Origin of the sequence: Halocynthiibacter styelae, from assembly GCF_016123485.1 — a bacterium.
Classification (GTDB): domain Bacteria; phylum Pseudomonadota; class Alphaproteobacteria; order Rhodobacterales; family Rhodobacteraceae; genus Halocynthiibacter; species Halocynthiibacter styelae.
This window is the reverse complement of sequence record NZ_JADCKQ010000008.1, coordinates 160,939-179,843: the sequence shown is the minus strand read 5'-3', so window position 1 is coordinate 179,843 and position 18,905 is coordinate 160,939. Positions and strand designations below refer to the sequence as shown.

Sequence of the window (18,905 nt, the reverse complement as noted above, 5' to 3'; positions counted from 1 at the left end):
ATACATCAATGGGTTCTACAATCCACGCAGGCGGCATTCATCCCTTGGCGGGAAAAGCCCCTTGGCATTCGAACGAAGGACTGCATAACATAAGCTGAGAGACCGGAACTTTTGCGCGGCAAGACCACTTTCCGCCAGAACTTTGTGCAAACCGGGCAAGCGACCAAAGGCTTTTTGCGAATTCTCTAATAACGGCTTGGAGGCTTCCGGTGCGGTATCGAGATCATGGGAAGGGAAATTCATATCGATGCGTCCTTTGTAAGTTGCGAATATTTTCTTTTTAGGGTTTCTTGAGTGATCACTCAAGTATATAATTGAGTGATCATTCAAGAACTGGTTACCACATGCCTCGCAAACCAAATTACGATAAGGTCGAACTGATTGAGCGCGCCCGTGATTTATTTTGGAAACGTGGGTGGGCTGGGACATCATTGAAGGACCTTGAAGCTGCCTTGCAGATGAAGCCCGGTAGTTTCTATGCGGCATTCGGCTCCAAAGAGGCTTTGTTCGCGCTTGCCATGGAGAGATATGCAGCCGATGGGCGCGAGCGTCTCAAGACGTTGGCGCAAAAGCATGGTCCGATCAAAGCGCTTCAGCGGCTTCCAGAGATGATCGTCGAAAACGATATTGCCCCTTCTAAGGCCTGCATGTTGTCGAAGACCCTTCTCGAACTTCATGCACACAATCATCCTCTGGCACGGGATGCGAACCTGCATCTGCAAACGATGGAGGCGCAGTTTACAGAATTGTTTCAACAGGCGCAATCAGCAGGCAACATAGATCGCTCACACAATCCTCAGGTGCTTGCGCGCAGGTACCAGTCTGATCTTCTAGGCTTGAGGGTCTCAGCGGAACGTGAGGGTGTCGACGCAAAAGCAATCGCAGAAGAGATAGCAGGTGGTTTGATCTGGCTTTGAAAAAGCTTGCTTAACCGTCATTCATGGGCCGCATGGCATCGGACGAAAAGCTCTTTCCTGCCGTCCGTTGCACTATGGTTGAATGTCTGACATTGATTCCCCCAAGGCTTTTCCGCCCTGCGATATATGAGCCCTCCGGGCTGCCGAGCTTTTAGTGAGCCAAATTTGCCGCTCATGTTTCCTTTGCGACTGTCCACTTTACCAATTTGAAGTAAGCTTGACAATTGCATTGATATCGAGATATTTCGATTTATGGACTTAGAAAAATCAATATCAACTTTAAACAATCCAGTTCGCCGCCAAATTTTGGAATGGCTTAAAGACCGATCAAATTTTCCGCCTGCCTTGCCGGGGCACGAAGACCTAGAAGGCGTGTGCGTCGCATATATTCAGGAAAAAGCGAAACTCTCACAGTCCACAATTTCAAACTATATGGGCTTGCTGAAGCAAGCAGGTTTCGTGATCGCCGAACGCCACGGCCAGTGGACGTTCTACCGGCGCGACGAAAACAGCATTCAAGCGTTCGTAACCGCCGTCCAGAACGAACTTCTGAAACCATAGATGCCGTGAGGGAACCCGTTCAGTACCGAGTTTTGCACAATAAAACTGAAATATCGAGATATTCCGATGGAGGGATGATATGAAAGCCAACGAAGTAACAAACCTGCTGGCGCAGCCATTGGACCTACCCTGTGGAGTCCGCTTGAAAAACAGATTGATAAAATCGGCGATGTCAGACTCGCTTGGTGATGGTGCCGGGAACCCCACTGAAGCGCAGATGCGTTTGTATGAACGATGGGCCGAGGGAGGTGCTGCCCTGTCTTTGATCGGTGAAATGCAGGTAGCTCCGCACTACCCTGAAAAACCCGGCAATCTTGTTTTAGTCGCGGACGCGGACATGTCAGCCCTGAAGGAACTGGCGAAACGCGGTTCAAAAAATGGCGCCCATATCTGGCCACAGCTTGGTCACGCCGGAGCGCTGGCTCATGGACCAATCAGCAACCCTAAAGGGCCATCTCCTTTGGACGTTGAAGGGTTGAAATGCGACGGCATGTCATTGGATGAAATCCAAGAGCTTCCCCAAACCTACGCACAAGCGGCGACTGTCGCACAGGCGGCGGGCTTTGGGGGGGTGCAAATCCACGCCGGTCATGGTTTCCTGTTCAGTCAGTTTCTTTCGCCTCTCTTCAATCATCGGACCGACGCCTATGGGGGCGCGATAAGTGGGCGCTTCCGCATCATCGACGAGGTGATCGACGCGGTTCGCCAAGCTGTCGGGCCAACCTATCCGATTGGCATCAGAATCAACGCAACCGACAATCTAGAAGGTGGTCTGACAACTGATGACGCACTGGAGGTCGTGCGATTACTCGACGGCACATCGGTGGACTTGATCGATATCAGCGGCGGCACCTATTTCCCTGGTGCTGCGTCGAGTTCCGATGGCGCGTCATCATCAGAACCCTACTTCATCGACGTCGCCCAGCGGGCCAAAGGCGTTACGTCTATTCCAATCATGCTGACTGGCGGGTTTGTGTCCCGGGATCAGGCGGTTAGAGCCGTGCAAGACGACGCGGTTGATGCGATCAGCCTTGCCCGCGCTATGGTGTTGGACCCGTCGCTGGCGAACACTTGGTTAAGCGACGGTGGCGATCCAGAATTTCCGGTGTTTGATGCACCACCGCGCGGCGGCATCACGGCGTGGTATTCAATGCGCCTGACGGCTCTTGGTGGGGACGCTGAAGGTGAGTTCGCCATGGACCCTCAGGCTGCCATGGATGCCTATGATGAACGCGATGCGCAACGCTGCCTTCTATGGCGCGCAAGATTTCCGGAATCCTCTGCGCCGTGTTGAACATCAGATCGGAACCTATGACGTAAGGACGGGCCGCAGCCCGGAATTTAAAACACCTGAAAGGAATATCAAATGCTGTTTACTCAAGTACGCTTCAATCTTGATACCCCCATATCGCTGGTCGAAGCGACCGCGATCTTTGAAAGCACGGCCCCGAAATACAAGGGCCACCCGGGCCTGTTGCTGAAACATTATTTTCGTTCAGAAGACGGAAAGACGGTTGGCGGCCTGTACTTTTGGGAGAGCCGAGAGGCGGCAGAGGCGACATACGCAGGGCCTTGGCGCGAAATGGTTGAGAAAAAATACGGAGCTGAACCGCAAATCGAGTTCTTCGAGTCTCCTGTGCATGTCGATAACCGTACTCCGGGAGCATAGTCGGTTTACGGTTGGTTTAGGGCACATTCACACTGAGAACAGTCCGTGAGCTACCAAGAGTTTGAAAGGAAAAACAATGCAAGGCGAACCGGTCGAGATCCCTGAAGTTATGCAAGCGGTCGTGACGACCGGTACTGGGGGCTACGAAAAGCTTGAATGCGAATCGGTGCCCATTCCTGTTCCGGGCCCGAAGGAGGTGCTTGTGAAGGTGTTGGCCGCAGGCGTGAACAACACAGAAATCAACACACGTCTTGGTTGGTATTCCTCATCGGTCACAGGGGGCACTGGCGACATGAGTGATGACGGCGACCTGCCTGATGGGGGATGGAATGGAGTGACGCCCTTTCCATTTACTCAGGGCACGGATTGCTGTGGTGAAGTGGTTTCGGTGGGCGTGGGCTGTAATGACGACCAGATCGGCGCGCGCGTTCTCGTACGATCATGCATGCGCAAGCACGGCTTTGATCGGTTGGAATGCATCTGGATGGGGTCTGACTTCGACGGCGCGTTTGCGCAGTATGTCAAAGTGCCTGAAAGCGAGATTTTCAAGGTGGGTTGCAATTGGAGCGATGCCGAACTTGCCACAATCCCCTGCGCGTATGGAACCGCTGAGAACATGGTCCACCGCGCTGGGGTGCGTGAAGGCATGAAAGTTCTGGTGCCAGGAGCATCAGGCGGGGTGGGGTCGGCGGTGATACAACTCGTGAAGCGGCGCGGCGCCGAGGTTATCGCCATAACCAGTGCTTCCAAACGCGAAGCCGTCACGCAAATCGGCGCAGACCGTGTTCTGAGCCGCGAGGATGATCTGCTAGAGGTCTTGGGCAAGGAGAGCGTCGATATTGTCATCGACAACGTCGCGGGCACGGGTTTTGGCATCATGTTGCAACTGCTCAAACGCGGCGGGGCCTATGTCTCTTCCGGCGCGATCGCGGGGCCCATGGTCGAACTGGACATGCGGGATATGTATCTTAAGGACATTTCGCTGATTGGCTGCACGGCTTGGGAGGAACCGGTTTTTACGAACCTGATCTCTTATATCGAAAACGGTGAAATCCAGCCGCTTCTGGCCGAAACCTATCCGCTTTTCAAAATTGCGGATGCACAGCGGGATTTCCTCGAAAAGAAGCACATCGGAAAGATCGTTCTGATCCCCCCTTCGTAGCTGGAGCCGTCCGAAACACCTTCGACCAGCACCTCGCCATCATCACGAAAGGACACATTTGATGAGCACCGTCGAGAATATCTATCGTTACCCGATCAAAGGCTTCCCAGGCGAGCGCCTTAAGCAGGCAATGCTTCGGCCGAACGAAGGCATCGCTGGTGATCGTGCCATTGGGTTGGGCAGTGGGGCAATGGCTGTCGAAGGTCATGGGGCTTGGACCCCTTGCCAAGCCTTTCAGCGCATGACGATCCGTCCTGATCTGACGACATTTCAAATCAACGAAGACGATCGCGACCTAAGGTTGACGTCACCGACTGGCATTTCTGAAACTATAGATGCGAATAGCAGCAACCTAGACGAGTTGAGTGCTGCTTTTGGGGGGCAAGCGTCAATTCACCGTGCCACCGGTAATCGCGGATACTGGGATCATCAAGACGCAACAATTTCAATCATCAATTTATCGACTGTCGAATCGATAGCCAAAATGGCCGGTCGCCCGATTGACCCGCTGCGGTTTCGGGCAAATATCTATGTGTGTGCAGAACCTTGGTCGGAATTTCAATGGCTGGGTACGAGATTGGGGATCGGAGACGCCCAGTTTGACGTCATTCGTCCGATTGATCGCTGCAAAACCACATCTGTTGATGTCAAAACCGGCAGAACTGATCTCAATATGCCTGCGTTGTTGATCCGCCATTTTGGACATATGTTTTGCGGAGTTTACGCCACTGTCCACACATCGGGCACCATTGTACCGGGTGCTAAAATTGAAACACGCGAACACTTGCAAGGCCACCAAGTCAAAGCTGCTGCGAACGTAAGCACTGCGCCTGCCTTACCCGACTGGCCCCGTCCTGCGGTTGTCGAAAGAACGGTCGAAGAAGCCGAGGCAATCAGGTCACTTTGGATCCGCGACAGCCTTTGGGAAACAGGGGTTATGGAGGGCTTTAAAGCCGGGCAATTTATTCGCATCCACAACCTATCTGAAAGCCACACTTGGCGCAGCTATACGGTTTCTGCAGTAAAGGACGATTTACTGCGCATCACGGTGAAACGCGATGAAGGCGTTGGGTCTAATGCGATCCATCAAGTTGTTGAAGGGGGCAACCTGATCATCACGGGGCCGTTTGGAGAGGCCACTCTGAACAAAAACAGCAATGCTCTGCATTTTATGAGCGCGGGGATTGGGATCACACCAACCGCGGTGAAATTGGCAGAACTTGCGCAACAGGATTACGACAAACCTGTTCACGTGACTCATGTCGCGCGCAAAGGACAGGAATTAGCGCTTTGGGATGATATCGTCACGGCTGCAAACGCGCTCCCAAATGCCGTGACCCGTCTTTATTTGACGCGGGATGTTGTTGGTGTCGCTGGTGCGCAATCAGGGCGTCCTGATCTTCAGGCTCTTGCGCAACGTGCCAAAGAAGACGCAGCGGATGTTCACATTTGCGGCCCTTCCGGGTTTGTGGATTCGGCGGTTGCTGCATTGAGCCAAGCAAACGTCCATGGTGAACGCATCTTCCTAGATACCTTCAGTTCGCCAGGCGTCGAAACCGACATGCGCCCGATCCCGGATTCAGAGCCAATCAAAGTGACCTTGGCGCAGTCAGGCGTCACTGATTACTGGACGCCAGCGGACGGAACGTTGCTGGATTTTGCAGAGGTGCGGGGGGCTATAATACCATCTCATTGTCGTGCTGGGTTGTGCAAAACCTGCAATTGTTCGGTTCTTTCTGGCACCGCCACCCGGTTGGTTGGAACAGAGGGCGAAGACGAAAAGCAAACGCTGGTTTGCACCAGCATTCCGAAAGAAACTCTTACGTTGGACATTTGATGAAACTGGACAAGTACACAAAGTTGTTGCCCAAAACCGGCATGGGTGAACAGGCTGCCTATGACTTACTAAGCCACGACATTAAGGTGCGATCTGCCAATTTGGGATCGGACATCGCGTTGGCCCATATGGACCCGCCAACACCCGGTATTGCGTCAAAGCTGGTGGGGTTGAATGCGCAATTCAATCAAAACCTTTTGCATCCTGACCTGAGTCCATTTGCAACCGACGTCGAACGCCGTCTGATTGAGTGGCTGGCACCGGTTTGGGGTATGGCAGATGGGCATATGTGTGGCGGGTCAACGCTTGCAAACCTAACCGCGCTATGGTGCGCGCGTGAAACGGGGGCCACACGTGTAGTGGCGTCTGTTGACGCACATCTCTCGGTGGCCAAGGCGGCGCATATATTGGCGATGGAGTATCAGGCCCTTCCTGTTGACGGGCATGGCAGAATTGAGCTTCCAAAAATGGCCGATCTGAGTAACACATGTTTGGTTCTCACCGCGGGCACCACCGGGCGAGGTATGGTGGACCCATTGGGTAAAACGGGTGCGCTCTGGACACATGTTGATGCAGCTTGGGCAGGCCCTTTGAAATTGAGTAAACACGCCTCTCTGCTTGACGGAATAGAGGATGCTGACAGCATCTCTATCTCTGCCCACAAATGGTTCTTTCAACCTAAGGATTCAGCCTTAATCCTCTTTTCAGATACCGAATCGCAGGATCTCGTCAGTTTTGGGGGCGACTATCTTGCGGTCCCGAATATTGGCGTCCAAGGTTCCAGAGGCGCTGCCGCAATTCCTTTATTGGCCACGCTACTTGCCTGGGGCCAAGATGGGTTAGCCCAACGAATTGAACACGGTATGGATATGGCGGAGCATTTGGCTGACTTTCTGCAATCCCACCCGAAAGCTGAACTGAAGCAAATGCCCGAAACAGGTGTCGTCAACTGGCGGCCCACGGTTGGATCGCCAGAATACGTACTGCGTGAACTCGGGGAAAGTGCTTCAAGCACCAAGATCAACGGAGAGCTCTGGTTGCGCCACGTTGCGGCCAATTCCCATGCTGATGTAGATCTTGTTTCCCAGCGGATCGAACGCTGCCTTCGATAGGGTTTGAGTGACGAATTAGCATATTTTCCCTCGGATTTGCCGCAGTTGCACTCTTTGATTTATTGCGGCGCAGGTGCCAACGACTGTGCGCACAACAACAAGCCAAGCTTCACGAATGTTCCAACCACCTCAAAACATCGTTCGCGAGATTTTTCTTCTGGTTATTTTGTCGTTCCTTTGGGGCGGTTCCTTTACCCTTATAGAATTCGCAATTGATACCATACCACCTGCCACAATCGTGTTTGGTCGCCTTGCGATTGGCGCATCAATTCTGTTGCTTGCGGCTTTTTGGAGCGGTGTAACTTTCCCAAAGTCCCGCGCACGTTGGGGGGCATTGCTGCTCCAGGGCATTCTTCAAAGCGCACTGCCGTTCACGCTTATTAGTTGGGGTCAAAAGCACATTGACAGCGGCCTTGCCGGGCTTCTCAATACCACACCCCCTTTGTTCATATTCCTGATTGGGTATTTTGTCTTGCGTGACAGGGCGGCCGCCGTGCAGCAGTTCATTGGCCTGTTTTTTGGATTTATCGGTGTCTTGATCATCATGGGGCCTTCGGTGATCGTAGGTGATGAAAGTACGATCCTTGGCCAACTCGCGATAACTGGTGCCAGCATTAGCTATGCGTTTGCAGCGCTGAACGCCAAGAAATTCTCTGACCAATCCCCTGTTCTGACAGCGGTATGCGCCATGGCGTTTGCCGCACTTTTGATGGCTCCTGTGTCCTATTTTGTAGACGATCCGCTAGGCTTGTCACCCACCACACCAGCTATTGTGGCAGTCTGTGCCTTGGGCGTGTTTTCAACGGCAATTGCGATGATGATCTATTTCCGTCTTGTACGGACGCTTGGCCCATTGGGGGTTACAACAGGAGGCTACATGCGCGCTGGCTTCAGTGTTCTACTGGGAAGCCTGCTTCTTGGTGAAACTCTGTCGGCAACCTTGTTTGTTGGCTTGATGTTAATATTCGCGGGCGTAGCAATCGTTACAGGATTGTTCAAAATGCCGTCAAGCACGCAGACCAAAGCTTAGGTTCAGGACTCATAACCATATTATAACAGTAACAGCGAGCAGGATTGTTGAAATGAATACATTCGGGCAACTATCATAGCGGGTTGCACTCAGCCGTAAGTCCTTGAATTTGGTAAATACCCATTCAATCAATGCCCTGAGATGGGCAGTTGTGCCGTTTGTACCGACGTTTGTCATACTTTATGGTATTCTTAGTTGACTCACGCCCGGGAGTACAGCTTCCCAGCTGTTGACACTAATAGGCCTGAAATTCGTTTGAACATGGTTTTTTCTCTTTTGTCTTCAGTCCTGTAAGCCGTCATTAGCCGCATGGCAGAACATTGTCACTAAGGGCTCCAAGCCGACTTGCGGCGTTTCAGCGATACGTTTTACCTCGGCAGCGGATAATAGCACAGATTTCGCCTCAACGTTTGACGGTACGCTGCCCCAAAGCAGGCCCGTGGACTATAACTTGTTTGAGGCAATACTGTTGAAAACAAAACAGTATTGCCCCGAATCCCAACGCTTAACTGTAAGCTCAGCGCAGTTAGTTTGGCCGCAGAACAACGGATCCTGTTGTTTTGCGTGCTTCAATCAATCGCTGGGCGTTTGCGGCATCTGAAAGGGTAAACTCCGTAATTTTTGCGGGCTGAACAGAGCCCTCCTTCAAAGCATCGAATAGGCGATTGGAGGCTTCCTGATACTCTAGGGGATCTGCGGTATAATGTGCAATGGAAGGACGCGTCAGATGCAATGATCCCCGGCGCACGAGTTCCCCCACATTTACTTCAGGCGGCGGACCAGAGGCTGCGCCAATGCTGACCATAGAGCCTCGCGGTCGGAGGGAATCCAACGACGCTATGAAAGTATCCGCCCCAATCGAGTCGTAAACCACATGAACGCCTCCGCTCAGGTCCCGTACCTTTTGCGCAAGATCAGGATCGTGGGACAGAAACACATGTTCACAACCGTTTGCACGTGCAATTTCGATCTTTTCTTCCGATCCTACTGTTCCGATAACACGCGCCCCGGTTGCCCGCAGCCACTGGCAAGCAAGGGAGCCGACGCCACCTGCAGCAGCATGAAACAAAACCCATTGGTCGGCCTGTACCGGAACACAGCGATGGATCAGGTATTCTGCAGTAAGACCCTTAAAGATCGTCGCAGCGGCAATCTCATCTGTTATCCAGTCGGGCAGCTTTACCAGGCGCGCGATGGGGATATTGCGCAGCTCAGAATAGGCCCCGGCAGGTCCACCAATATAGGCCACACGATCCCCGACAGAAAAACCTGTTGCCTCTGGCCCAAGCGCCTCAATCACCCCCGCACCTTCGACACCAATACCGGCCGGCAATGGGTTAGATTTATCCGCGCCACTGCGCTGGTAGATATCGAGATAACTGTCTATTTGTAATAGTTAATTGCAGTACTTTGCAAAAAACGGTGCTGCAACTTAGTGTGTCAGAAACTGAAAATATCTGTGGCGAGCTACAGTGCGTGCAGGTGCAGCGAATGGCTACTTCCCGCCCTTTGTGCCTCACCCTCCCGAGCGGATCGTCGAGGGACAACTTATTCCAAAATGTAAAAGCACTGTATTCTCTCACGAAGAAAATTCGGAGAATCATCGAATTTTGTAGGAGGTCATTTTTGAGCGAAAATCATCCAATGGCAAAACTATGTGGCGCTAAAGGTAAGACTTCGGTTAGAAAAGGCAAAACTATGTGTCTTTTCACATTATGTGTCAGGCGTCACATAGTTCTTCCATTTATTCGAGTTTTACGGATTGATTTTAAAGGGAAACTTTACGGATCGCTGCAGAGGAACTGCCTTTTGCGCCACATAGTCTTGCCTTTGACTCGCATCTGCGTAGCTCTTAACACCTAGACTGAGTCTCTGACTTTGAAGTTATAACGCTAAATCCCAGCCTTAAGCAGTCATTGTTCTGGAGCGCGGCGAATGACAGAATTGAGCCCAGAATGACCGATGCTGCACGTTGTATGAAAGACCGCCTTGACGATCAGTCAGAAAGCCCTGATGATAATCGTCTATCCCACAAACGCCATCCTAGTTGCCCCAACAGGTTTTGTTTTGCTTTTTTGATTGCATCTCGGTGAGACCCAAAAGCTGCAAAGGTATCCGGCAGGCTCTCAAAATATGCGAACTCAGCTTTAACCATATGGGCGAAATCTTTGGGTTTCAGTTCGGATCTCGCGTTTTCCAGAATTCCTGTGTGTATCCAATCAGAAACAGCCTTGCCATCCGAAACCATCGTTGTGCCATCTCGCCCAAATAGCAGCGCATAAAATATTCCAAGCTGCCAAAGATCTGGACGGATAAAGCCTAGTCGTTCGAGATATCCCTTTAATGCTCTATATGACATGCTCTGGGTCCGCCATACCCACGAAGATCGCGTTGAGCTGCATTTCTGCACGCCCCGGCTGGAGCTGACTGCAGGGAACAGCCTGAACATCGCGCCGCGAGGTGATCCGGCGCTGGCTGACGGTGTCGCCCTGGGTGATTGCGGGGCTGCTTATAGCGTGGATCGCCTCGACAATGGCGGCGAACTGGCTCTGGATGGTCCTGTTGACGCCCTCGGAGCTGACCGAGCTGGGCCTGACACGGATAGAACAGGCCGGACAGATTTGGCTGACGCTGGATCCCGAACAGGCCGAGCTGAAAACCTGCACGATGGCCGGAACGCCGATCATCTGCATCGAAATCAGGGGGCAATAGATGGCGATGCCTCTGACAGCCCTGGAACGCGATTTGCTCGCCTGCGTCGAGCGGTTGGTGACGGCCTGCGAAACCTCAGCGCAGGAATTGCGCGCTTTGGAAGCACGCTCGACGAACGGGATCGAGAGCAAAGTGAATGGGTTGGCGCATTGCGTGGCGCTGCTGATGAAATCGCATCTCTTGTCGGTCGCCACATTGGCCGACTTGCTGAGAGAGGAGCAGACCTACGAGACGCTTCAAGAGGGCTTAGAGGCCAGCTTGAAATTAGCGAAACACGCCGAAGCGCGTTTGAAACAGAGATGACTGGCCGGAGCGTGGAGCGCGAACAAGACCACGGGTTTGAAAGGTAACGAAGAAAGGACACGGCATGACCTATACACACGAAAACTTCACCATGAGCTTCCGCGAGGCGATGGATCTCGGAATAGACTATCGCGACTATGACAAGGTCGACAGGCTGCCCCAGGGCATCCTGCTGACTGCAGTGGCTGGTATTTGGGGCGATTTCCAGAACATCCGCTGCCTGTTTGTTGACAGAAAAGGCAACCGCTATTTGCGTAACATACAGGGCGGAAACGGGATGTATCCGATCAAGGAGCTTCGTCAGCGCAATGCCAGGACGCTCACGGCAGGGCAAATCGTGCGGCTAAATCGAAGCCTCAAGGCAGGGCCAAGGATTTCAGAAGAGTTGATTCAGGATTGTTCTCAATGCGACGAGGTGGAGTGAACCAAGGCAAATTCGAAGCGCGAGCGTTCGCCTGCAAAAACAAATGTGTGTGTTGGAAATCTGAACGTAAAAGATCTTCAAGCTCTGATTTCATTGGTAACTATTTGCCACATTGGTCTTCGTCGACATGCTCAAAACAGGGCCAATTGCTACCACCATCTCTATATGCTGGAACTTACACTGTACCGGCCACAAAACGCTGGCGCTTGTTCAGCTCTATACTGAGGCGGCTGGGCGGGAAGGGATGGCAGATTCAGCAATTGAAAAGCTTCTGAATCACCCAGCTGCTGATAGTAAGATGGCGAACCCTTCGGGTGGGTTCGTCAAAACCACAAACAACCGTAAGTAAAGAAAGGGGAATTTATGTGTCAGCCGTCACATAGTTCTTCCATTTCACCGAATTCCACTGCTTGATTTTAATGGGTAATATCATGGATCACTACAGAGGAACTGCCTTTTGCGCCACATAGTTCTGCCATTGCTGAAAGGTGGAAGGGTTCAGATTGAAGCAAGAGTCATGGTTCTGTCGTGGAAGTCACAGAGAACAATACGTTGATGACTATCTATCAGAGCAAGCCGACGACCTGTGCTTTTGGTGGACTGTGCGACGAACTTGACCCCTTTTAGGATTACGAATGGTTGCCGTGAATGCTGCCACATCAAGAGGGTCGGTTCAGGTGATGAGGTATCATTGTTCAGACAATTCCCCTGATCAGACGAAGGAGCGATTTGGGCAAAACCTGGGAGTTCGTCAAAATAGCTCTGATAACGGCCAGTCATGCGCTTTTCCTCATCAAAGCTATACAAAACAGACTTTGTCACGAGTTGCTTTGGTTGCCACTGTTGCGACACGGTTTGGCTTGTGGGCCAGAACTGCCCATTTGTAGTCCACAGATTTTGCGCCTCGTATAACAGGGCTCCGTCATGCAGCTCTGGCTCTATAAGCCTTACTGTCAGAGTCTCTTGAGCAAAAGTATAAGACCATGTTTCGATCAGACCAGGCGTGCCATTGTTCAGGCGTTGTGACAGCCACTGAACGCGGTCTGTGCCAATGTGAAACGCACGCACGATAAGCGGGACGGTTTGCGTCGTTGACCACAAGAGTTTCAGATCGGGCGTGTCACCAAGAAGGGCTGAGATATCTAATGCGCCCACAGCATCCCGCGTCTGAACCATCCAAGCCGCCGCTGTTGCGCTATGATGCCAGGAAAGCAATTCGCAGTGCCCAAGATCACGGTAGGAATGCAAGGCTGTATCCAGCAACGTCAGCCGCCTTTCAATGCCGTGCTCTTGGATCAGGATTACAAGCCTTCCGGGGCCGATCGGAATGATGTCGACAAGGGCATTGAGTTGATCCGTCCAACAGCGCTTGCCATTTTCATCCAGAAGAACCAACTCTCCGTTTGTACTGCCGACAAGGGTGCGGTGATTGCTGACACAAGCAATCATTGACCAATCTTGATGCATGTTTGCAGGCGGGGGCGGCAATGTGAATAGATTTTTCTGCGGCGCATTCGTGGGCTTTTTTCGAATGATATGGCGTAAATCTTCTGCGAGAACAGAAGCGTCCATTGCCCGTGCAGTACGTTGAAGTTCAGGCAGTTGCGCGGCCGCAGGATCGTCACGATCAAATGCAAGGACTGCGCGAATGACTGCATCCGTCAATGGGGTCACCCGCCGCAACCAGAAGCGATCCTCTGTCCTAATGTCTTTTGGTTTATTTTTCACGAGACCCGCTAGCAGATCCCTGCGCATTGAGGCAAATTGCGGATCAGCATTTTGGGCCAGCTGGTATAGCCGGGCCTCAAGTTGTTGGATTGCATCCCCGGAAATGTTCGGATTGCAGTCTGTCAACGCGCACAAACGCCATTCAAGCGTACACGTCGCCGCGAGCAATACAGCGGCTTCATCTAAAAGCCCCGCGAGGACGGCCTGTTTGGTAACGGCGACATGCAGCGTGCGTAGTTCCGGTCGCCCTGCACTTTGTTCCACTGCTCGGGCCAAATCCCCAGCCGCAATTAAATCCTGTATCCAATGCCCGCGCAGAAATGCGGCAAAGGCTGGATCAGTTTTCTCTGAAATATTGGCGATATACTCCATTGCGTCATGCCGTCGCGCAAAGGTCAGAGCAATTTCCTTTTTGCCGGTAAGGAACCAGAGACGTGCGATGACAGCTCCTGGGCTTTTACGGGCCGTGGCGAGCTTTGCGGCATCTTCATAAGCCCTGAGCTTTTCGAGCTCATCCAACGCCTTAGGGACGTCTTTCAGAAGTTCTGAATAGATAAAGGCCGCACGCTTGTGATCACCTTCGGATGACAACTTACTCGCCAGCTGGCGATACTGGTTTGCAATGTGAAGAAATGACGTGTCATTCAATATTGAGGACGTGGATGGTTCGATACCAGAGATATCCATATCCAGTGACGCGCGTGGCTTGGGGGCGGATGTGGGGCCGAATGTCCTAGGTTTCCTTACTTTCTCCTGCTGTTCACCCAGTGCGATGGCGTGCTTTAATGCACGGTCAATTTCACCATTTTTGATCATCCGGCTGACGTCGTTGATATTACGCGAGATTTGATCCCGCAGCTTATCGCCTAAATTCGTGTTCCACAGGGCCCATGACTTTAGGCGCTCAAACATACCGGGACCACGATGTCGTTGCGGTGTTCCCCATTGCCCTGATCTTGGGGTGCCTTGTCCAACTCCAATCGTGCCAAACCCGGAAAACAGCTTCCAAAGCATGTAGATCACCCCAACGGCAAACAGAAGGCCAACGAAGCCACCCCGCGCCCCTGTGGTAAGGATGCCAAGACTACCCATGATGACGACGAGGCCCAAAACGACTATCAGAATGCTTGCGAATATCCCACGTAGCAACCGCGCGCCTTGCCTGATGATATCCCCGGTGTTTCGGGAACTGGTGGCTTCAACAGCGTTTCGGATGTCGCCAAAAACCGGCCCGCCGTTTCCAAGCGCATCCAGTGAGACGCTTAGTTTTGGTGTCTGGGGCTTTTCGGGTGGGGCGGTTTGTGTTGGTTTGATATGTTCTGGCAGTGGCACGGAAGACAGCACTGTCAGGTCACTAAACTCCCAAAACGTTAGAGGGTCCAAATGGGTGGCACTGTGCAGATCATAGCTTACGGGCTTGCCATGTTGCACAATATGCAGCTGGTTTGATCCCGGATGCGCAAGATGATTGTCGCCAAGATCATATGAGCAAAGCCCGGCAGATTTAACCGCCAACAGCGGCATCGCCACCCCGATTTTAGCCGGGTCAAGGAACACCGGGGATGCGAATCTGAAACACAGATAAGCGTCGATCTGGACCAGAGTTCCTTCATGTTCCAGAAATGGAATAAGCTTCGCGGGCTTGTTGGCAGGGATAAGAATGCCATCATAGGCACGCGCCTCTGACCACAACCAGTCACGAATGTGGGTTGGCGGGGGAATCCGGTTTGGCAATGGGCCTGATTTCAGGAGTTTAACCATATTGTCCGGGCTCTTTCTATGGCGTCATGAATGTTGATTGGCTTCGTTTTGCCCCAACCTTTTTTGCCGTGAATTGGTACAATATGTTCTGGTTGCCCGTCCTCATCGGTTTGTATAGCCAAGGTGACACCCATGAAGGAACAATAACGTGGCAAACTCACTGGGAGGCCGTGATATTGTGTCATCACCTGTTGATGCGCTTTGCCATAATGGAATGACAGTCTTATCAATTCAGAGCTTTTCGAGTTCCAAGCCAAGCCATATGACGTGCCTTCCATATGCAAAAGCGCCAAGCCATCCGGGATAATCTGAAAGGCCTGATTTTCAAAGCCATAAATCTCATATTCTCTGCCATCAAACGAAATCGCGACGGTTTTTGATTGCGGGTCATAAAGCACGTGTCGAGGAGTATCGCCGAGGTGTTTTTCGGGGTCCAGAAGTGGTTTTTGCAGCAGCGTCTTATGTCGGTTCACACTATGAGCCTCAATCAAGGGTCTTGGCGTTCCGTCGGTGTGAATTTGAATAAGATAGGTTTCGTTGCTCATGACAACACGTGGCTGCATGCCCTTCGGACCCGTGAGGTTTCCGTTGTCTAAGATCATGAACGCGTGGCGAATACCGTCGCTGTGTACGAGCGATATCGTATTCCCTTCATGATGCATGTTGCCGACGGGCTGTCCGGTCAAATGTGAGATGTCGACCTGGAGAGAACCCGTGGCCGTGGGTTTTGGCGCCGTTGAACCATGCTTTAGATTGGCTTCATAAAGCACAACGTCACAGATGCCGGGCTTCTTTGAAGTAGATGTGCGGGCGGTCATAGCTGACAAGCGCCCCTCAGAACGGACTTGAAACCCTATCAAGGTTTCACCGGTTTTCTTCGGGATCCAGATCCCAGAATTAAGTTGCCCAGATCCAACGGGCTGCCATAGAACACCTTCCTCAAGGTGAACCTCTACAGCCTTATTAAACCGATCAAATCGCCAGCGGGTCTTATAGGGTAAGCTCGAAAGAACAGTTTCATTCGTGTCATGTTTGATCTGAGGGTCGGCACGACGGACCTCTGGGCGGAAAGGGCGGCGCAGGGCTGCAATGCATGTGCTGTCGTCTTCAAATGTGACATTTGTGCGTTTCAGAATACGGCCACGATTGCGGACAGATATTTCAGCGGTATGAACAGGGGCCTCATCATAAAGAGAGGTGATAATCATCGCTCCGGTCACCTCACGATGGTCTGCGGCAGAAGCTGTCTGCCCAGCACCAACGTACCAGCACTCAAGGCGTCCATCGACGTCCAAAGCTGCAAGTGCTGTACCAATGATTTCGCCACTCAAAGGGGTCTGAACTATCTGACCGAGATAGCGTTGAACGGTTTCCAACGTCAGGTCCTTATTCCATTCTTGATCGGGAAGCCCCGGCACAATCCAAGCCAATTCAGCATTCATCCGTTCCGCCCGGATCGCGAGATGGAAAAGTGACGCCAGCCCGGCAAGACGATTGTGCCCCAACATCCAAGCGCCGCAATCTAAGATCACCGCACAGGTATTTCGTTTGCCAGAGTTTTCAAAATTACGCTTACGAAACAGGACTTCGCCTTCAGCGACGCGACGAATAAAATCATCCGGGGCAAGTTCACGCATCAACCATTCTGTTTCTGTCAGGTTGGACAAAGAGCCACGTGTGTCCAGCCCGTCATATCCAACAAATTCGCCGGTTGGCTGGTTCTCGAAATCACCTTCGCGGAATGTCGCATCTGGGAGCGCGCGCAATACACCCCCCATGACTTGAAGCAAAGGCGTATCCATCTGGGAAAAAAGGGCGGAAAACCTGCTATATGCCTTGGGAATACCCTTGGTGGTTTTGTCCTTCATTGTAGGGCCGCCATGTTAATCGTCGCAACCGAGCGCGCATTGGACAGATCTATGAGCCTTGCGTTGGGATGCCCCGAGAGCAAGGCAAAGCTGCCCTGAAAAGAATACGTTGTCTGTATTTTCGCGGCGAATGTTCGAAGAAGTGGTGTGGGAATATTCGGTTTATAGCCGACTTCGCACAGACATTTTGGCACCAGTTGGTACAGATAAACCGGATCAGTCTGCAACCATGGCAGGTTCACGGTGCTGTCGCTGTCATCCGCGAACAGAACTGTCCAGTCATTTCCTGTTGCCAGTGACAGGTCTTTGTAATGCTCAACCCGGGCGCCTATTTTTGCGAAAAGTGCCTGACGGTCATCCTTTTCCACAAAAATGGCGGCTACGGTTTCGCGTATATGTGTGGGTTGCAATGCAAGTTCTGGCATCTAGTCGGTGCCTGTTGCCTTTGGGGCTGGCGTATCATCCGAAGAAACAGACGCAATGAGACCCGTACGAAGCACCGATAGTGTCTGAGGCATATCCTCAGCACTGAAGCCGGCATCAATGCGGGTCAGCAGAGATTCAAGTTTGACCTGCCAGATTTCAAAGCCAGGATCTGACGTTAAGGCGGGTTTTTGGGAAAGCAAATCCTGTCCGTATTTAGTCAGATCTACTGCGCGCGCTTGCGGGCCCGAGCTGCTTTGCTTCACGCTCTCACTTAGAAGGATATTCTCGCCTTTGCCCAGTTCTGCAGCCAAAAGGTCTTTCACTTCATTCTGCAGGTCAGGGTCCTGGATCATATATATGACGGGCCACAAATCAGCCACGCTGGCTTTGCTTCGGCCGCCCAGAAGGGCAGCGGCAGCAATCAGTTTTTGACCTTTGACAAGGCGACGATCCGACATTGCCACCCCGCGAACACGTAGCTTTCGTACAATATGTGCATAAGATTCTAGAGTGTCCGTTAGATCGACTTGACAAACCGCGTCGGTCAGATGTTGCAGATCTTGCGCAGACAGTTTCGTGGGGGCCGTCGCTGATGTTGTAACTGACTCGTTTGTTGCCCGCGCCCAGCCTGCGGAAAGCAATGCATTGAGGTTTTCTTCGCTGACGGGTTCGACGAAGCTGGTCAGTAAAAATCGGTCAGCAAAGGCCTGTAACATTGGATCTTCGGGCAAGGCGTTTGATGCTGCGACGCAGCTCCAGAGGGGAACCTTACATTCGAAAGTGCCACGTTTGTAGACCCGCTCATTGAGCACACCAAGAAGGGAATTCAGGATTGCCGTGGAACCCAAGAAAATTTCGTCCAAAAACGCAATATTCGCCTCTGGCAACATATTTTGTACCACCGGACGGACCTGTCCGTCCTTTAGAGCGGCGAGGTCTAGCGCGCCAAAAAGTTCACCCGGTTCTGTAAAGCGCCCAATGAGATATTCAAAATACGTTCCGGAAAATTGTCGAGCTGCAGATTTAACCGCCGCTGATTTTCCCGTGCCGGGTGGGCCGATAAACAAGACATGTTCTTTTGTGATAATCCCGAGAACAACCAACTCGAACAAAACGCGGCGTTCCACGAGTTGCTCACTGGCGTTCTCGATTATTTCTGAGATACGTTCGATAATCTGAGAAATATTTTGATTAATGATTTCTGACATGTACTCTCTCAAAAAGGTTTTTGGATATACTATGTGGGGCGCTGTCACACGCAAGCAAATTCGGTCTGTACAATATATGGAATTGTTTCCGCTGAAGCCCCGTGGAAGTAACAATCTGTAATGCCGTTCGCTAAATTGCTTTGAATGGCCCTTGCTGCAGCTGCTACAATGATAGTTTACCTAACGC

At 52.0% G+C, this 18,905-nt stretch carries 17 protein-coding genes and 1 pseudogene; 10 read left to right on the top strand and 8 right to left on the bottom strand.

Annotated features, from left to right (window positions below):
* Positions 1–116 precede the first annotated feature (116 nt).
* Positions 117–243, bottom strand: a pseudogene (locus H1D41_RS12150) (carboxymuconolactone decarboxylase family protein); the annotation flags it as partial.
* Positions 244–344: 101 nt separating this feature from the next.
* Between H1D41_RS12150 and H1D41_RS12145 the strand changes: the two are divergent.
* The 8 genes from H1D41_RS12145 to H1D41_RS12110 all read left to right on the top strand — a co-directional run bounded on the left by H1D41_RS12145 (position 345) and on the right by H1D41_RS12110 (position 8,288).
* Positions 345–917 carry a TetR/AcrR family transcriptional regulator gene (locus tag H1D41_RS12145; protein ID WP_228849153.1) on the top strand — a complete coding sequence of 191 codons (573 nt, stop codon included), beginning with the start codon at positions 345–347 and terminating at the stop codon, positions 915–917.
* A 252-nt stretch (positions 918–1,169) separates the two neighbouring features.
* Positions 1,170–1,478 (top strand): ArsR/SmtB family transcription factor, encoded by a 309-nt coding sequence (locus tag H1D41_RS12140; protein ID WP_228849152.1) that lies wholly within the window; start codon positions 1,170–1,172, stop codon positions 1,476–1,478.
* Positions 1,479–1,557: 79 nt separating this feature from the next.
* Positions 1,558–2,772, top strand: coding sequence for an oxidoreductase (locus H1D41_RS12135; protein ID WP_228849151.1), 1,215 nt, complete (start codon positions 1,558–1,560; stop codon positions 2,770–2,772).
* Between the two features lie 72 nt (positions 2,773–2,844).
* A complete protein-coding gene (locus H1D41_RS12130) occupies positions 2,845–3,147 on the top strand; it encodes a YdhR family protein (RefSeq protein WP_228849150.1) in 303 nt (100 codons plus the stop codon).
* A 76-nt stretch (positions 3,148–3,223) separates the two neighbouring features.
* The gene (locus tag H1D41_RS12125; RefSeq protein WP_228849149.1) at positions 3,224–4,309 is read left to right on the top strand and encodes an alcohol dehydrogenase family protein; all 1,086 of its coding nucleotides are present in this window, start codon (positions 3,224–3,226) and stop codon (positions 4,307–4,309) included.
* A gap of 61 nt (positions 4,310–4,370) precedes the next feature.
* The gene (locus H1D41_RS12120; protein ID WP_228849148.1) at positions 4,371–6,146 is read left to right on the top strand and encodes an MOSC domain-containing protein; all 1,776 of its coding nucleotides are present in this window, start codon (positions 4,371–4,373) and stop codon (positions 6,144–6,146) included.
* The gene (locus H1D41_RS12115; protein WP_228849147.1) at positions 6,146–7,258 is read left to right on the top strand and encodes a pyridoxal phosphate-dependent decarboxylase family protein; all 1,113 of its coding nucleotides are present in this window, start codon (positions 6,146–6,148) and stop codon (positions 7,256–7,258) included. Before H1D41_RS12120 ends, H1D41_RS12115 begins: the two co-directional genes overlap by 1 nt.
* Before the next feature lie 115 nt (positions 7,259–7,373).
* A complete protein-coding gene (locus tag H1D41_RS12110) occupies positions 7,374–8,288 on the top strand; it encodes a DMT family transporter (protein ID WP_228849146.1) in 915 nt (304 codons plus the stop codon).
* A gap of 526 nt (positions 8,289–8,814) precedes the next feature.
* On the opposite strand, the gene H1D41_RS18410 is transcribed toward H1D41_RS12110, so the two are convergent.
* The 3 genes from H1D41_RS18410 to H1D41_RS12090 all read right to left on the bottom strand — a co-directional run bounded on the left by H1D41_RS18410 (position 8,815) and on the right by H1D41_RS12090 (position 10,981).
* Entirely contained in the window at positions 8,815–9,657 is an 843-nt protein-coding gene (locus tag H1D41_RS18410) for a quinone oxidoreductase family protein (RefSeq protein ID WP_324250279.1), read from the bottom strand.
* A 627-nt stretch (positions 9,658–10,284) separates the two neighbouring features.
* Positions 10,285–10,647 (bottom strand): hypothetical protein, encoded by a 363-nt coding sequence (locus H1D41_RS12095; protein WP_228849144.1) that lies wholly within the window; start codon positions 10,645–10,647, stop codon positions 10,285–10,287.
* On the bottom strand, positions 10,637–10,981 hold the full coding sequence (locus tag H1D41_RS12090) for a hypothetical protein (protein ID WP_228849143.1): 345 nt from the start codon (positions 10,979–10,981) through the stop codon (positions 10,637–10,639). Before H1D41_RS12090 ends, H1D41_RS12095 begins: the two co-directional genes overlap by 11 nt.
* A gap of 19 nt (positions 10,982–11,000) precedes the next feature.
* Here H1D41_RS12090 and H1D41_RS12085 point away from each other — a divergent pair, with 19 nt between their 5' ends.
* Positions 11,001–11,303 (top strand): hypothetical protein, encoded by a 303-nt coding sequence (locus H1D41_RS12085; RefSeq protein WP_228849142.1) that lies wholly within the window; start codon positions 11,001–11,003, stop codon positions 11,301–11,303.
* 64 nt (positions 11,304–11,367) lie between these two features.
* Complete coding sequence (locus H1D41_RS12080) at positions 11,368–11,727, top strand: hypothetical protein (RefSeq protein ID WP_228849141.1); 360 nt, start codon at positions 11,368–11,370, stop codon at positions 11,725–11,727.
* 498 nt (positions 11,728–12,225) lie between these two features.
* Here the strand turns inward: H1D41_RS12080 and H1D41_RS12075 are convergent, their stop codons facing one another.
* From H1D41_RS12075 to H1D41_RS12060, 4 genes are read right to left on the bottom strand one after another with little or no spacing between them, the layout of a single operon-like run.
* Positions 12,226–15,216, bottom strand: a complete 2,991-nt coding sequence (locus tag H1D41_RS12075; RefSeq protein WP_228849140.1) for a hypothetical protein — start codon at positions 15,214–15,216, stop codon at positions 12,226–12,228.
* Positions 15,201–17,084, bottom strand: a complete 1,884-nt coding sequence (locus H1D41_RS12070) for a hypothetical protein (protein ID WP_228849139.1) — start codon at positions 17,082–17,084, stop codon at positions 15,201–15,203. The genes H1D41_RS12075 and H1D41_RS12070 overlap by 16 nt, the downstream gene beginning before the upstream one ends.
* Positions 17,081–17,509, bottom strand: coding sequence for a hypothetical protein (locus H1D41_RS12065; protein ID WP_228849138.1), 429 nt, complete (start codon positions 17,507–17,509; stop codon positions 17,081–17,083). The genes H1D41_RS12070 and H1D41_RS12065 overlap by 4 nt, the downstream gene beginning before the upstream one ends.
* Complete coding sequence (locus H1D41_RS12060; RefSeq protein ID WP_228849137.1) at positions 17,510–18,718, bottom strand: AAA family ATPase; 1,209 nt, start codon at positions 18,716–18,718, stop codon at positions 17,510–17,512.
* Positions 18,719–18,905: the final 187 nt, after the last annotated feature.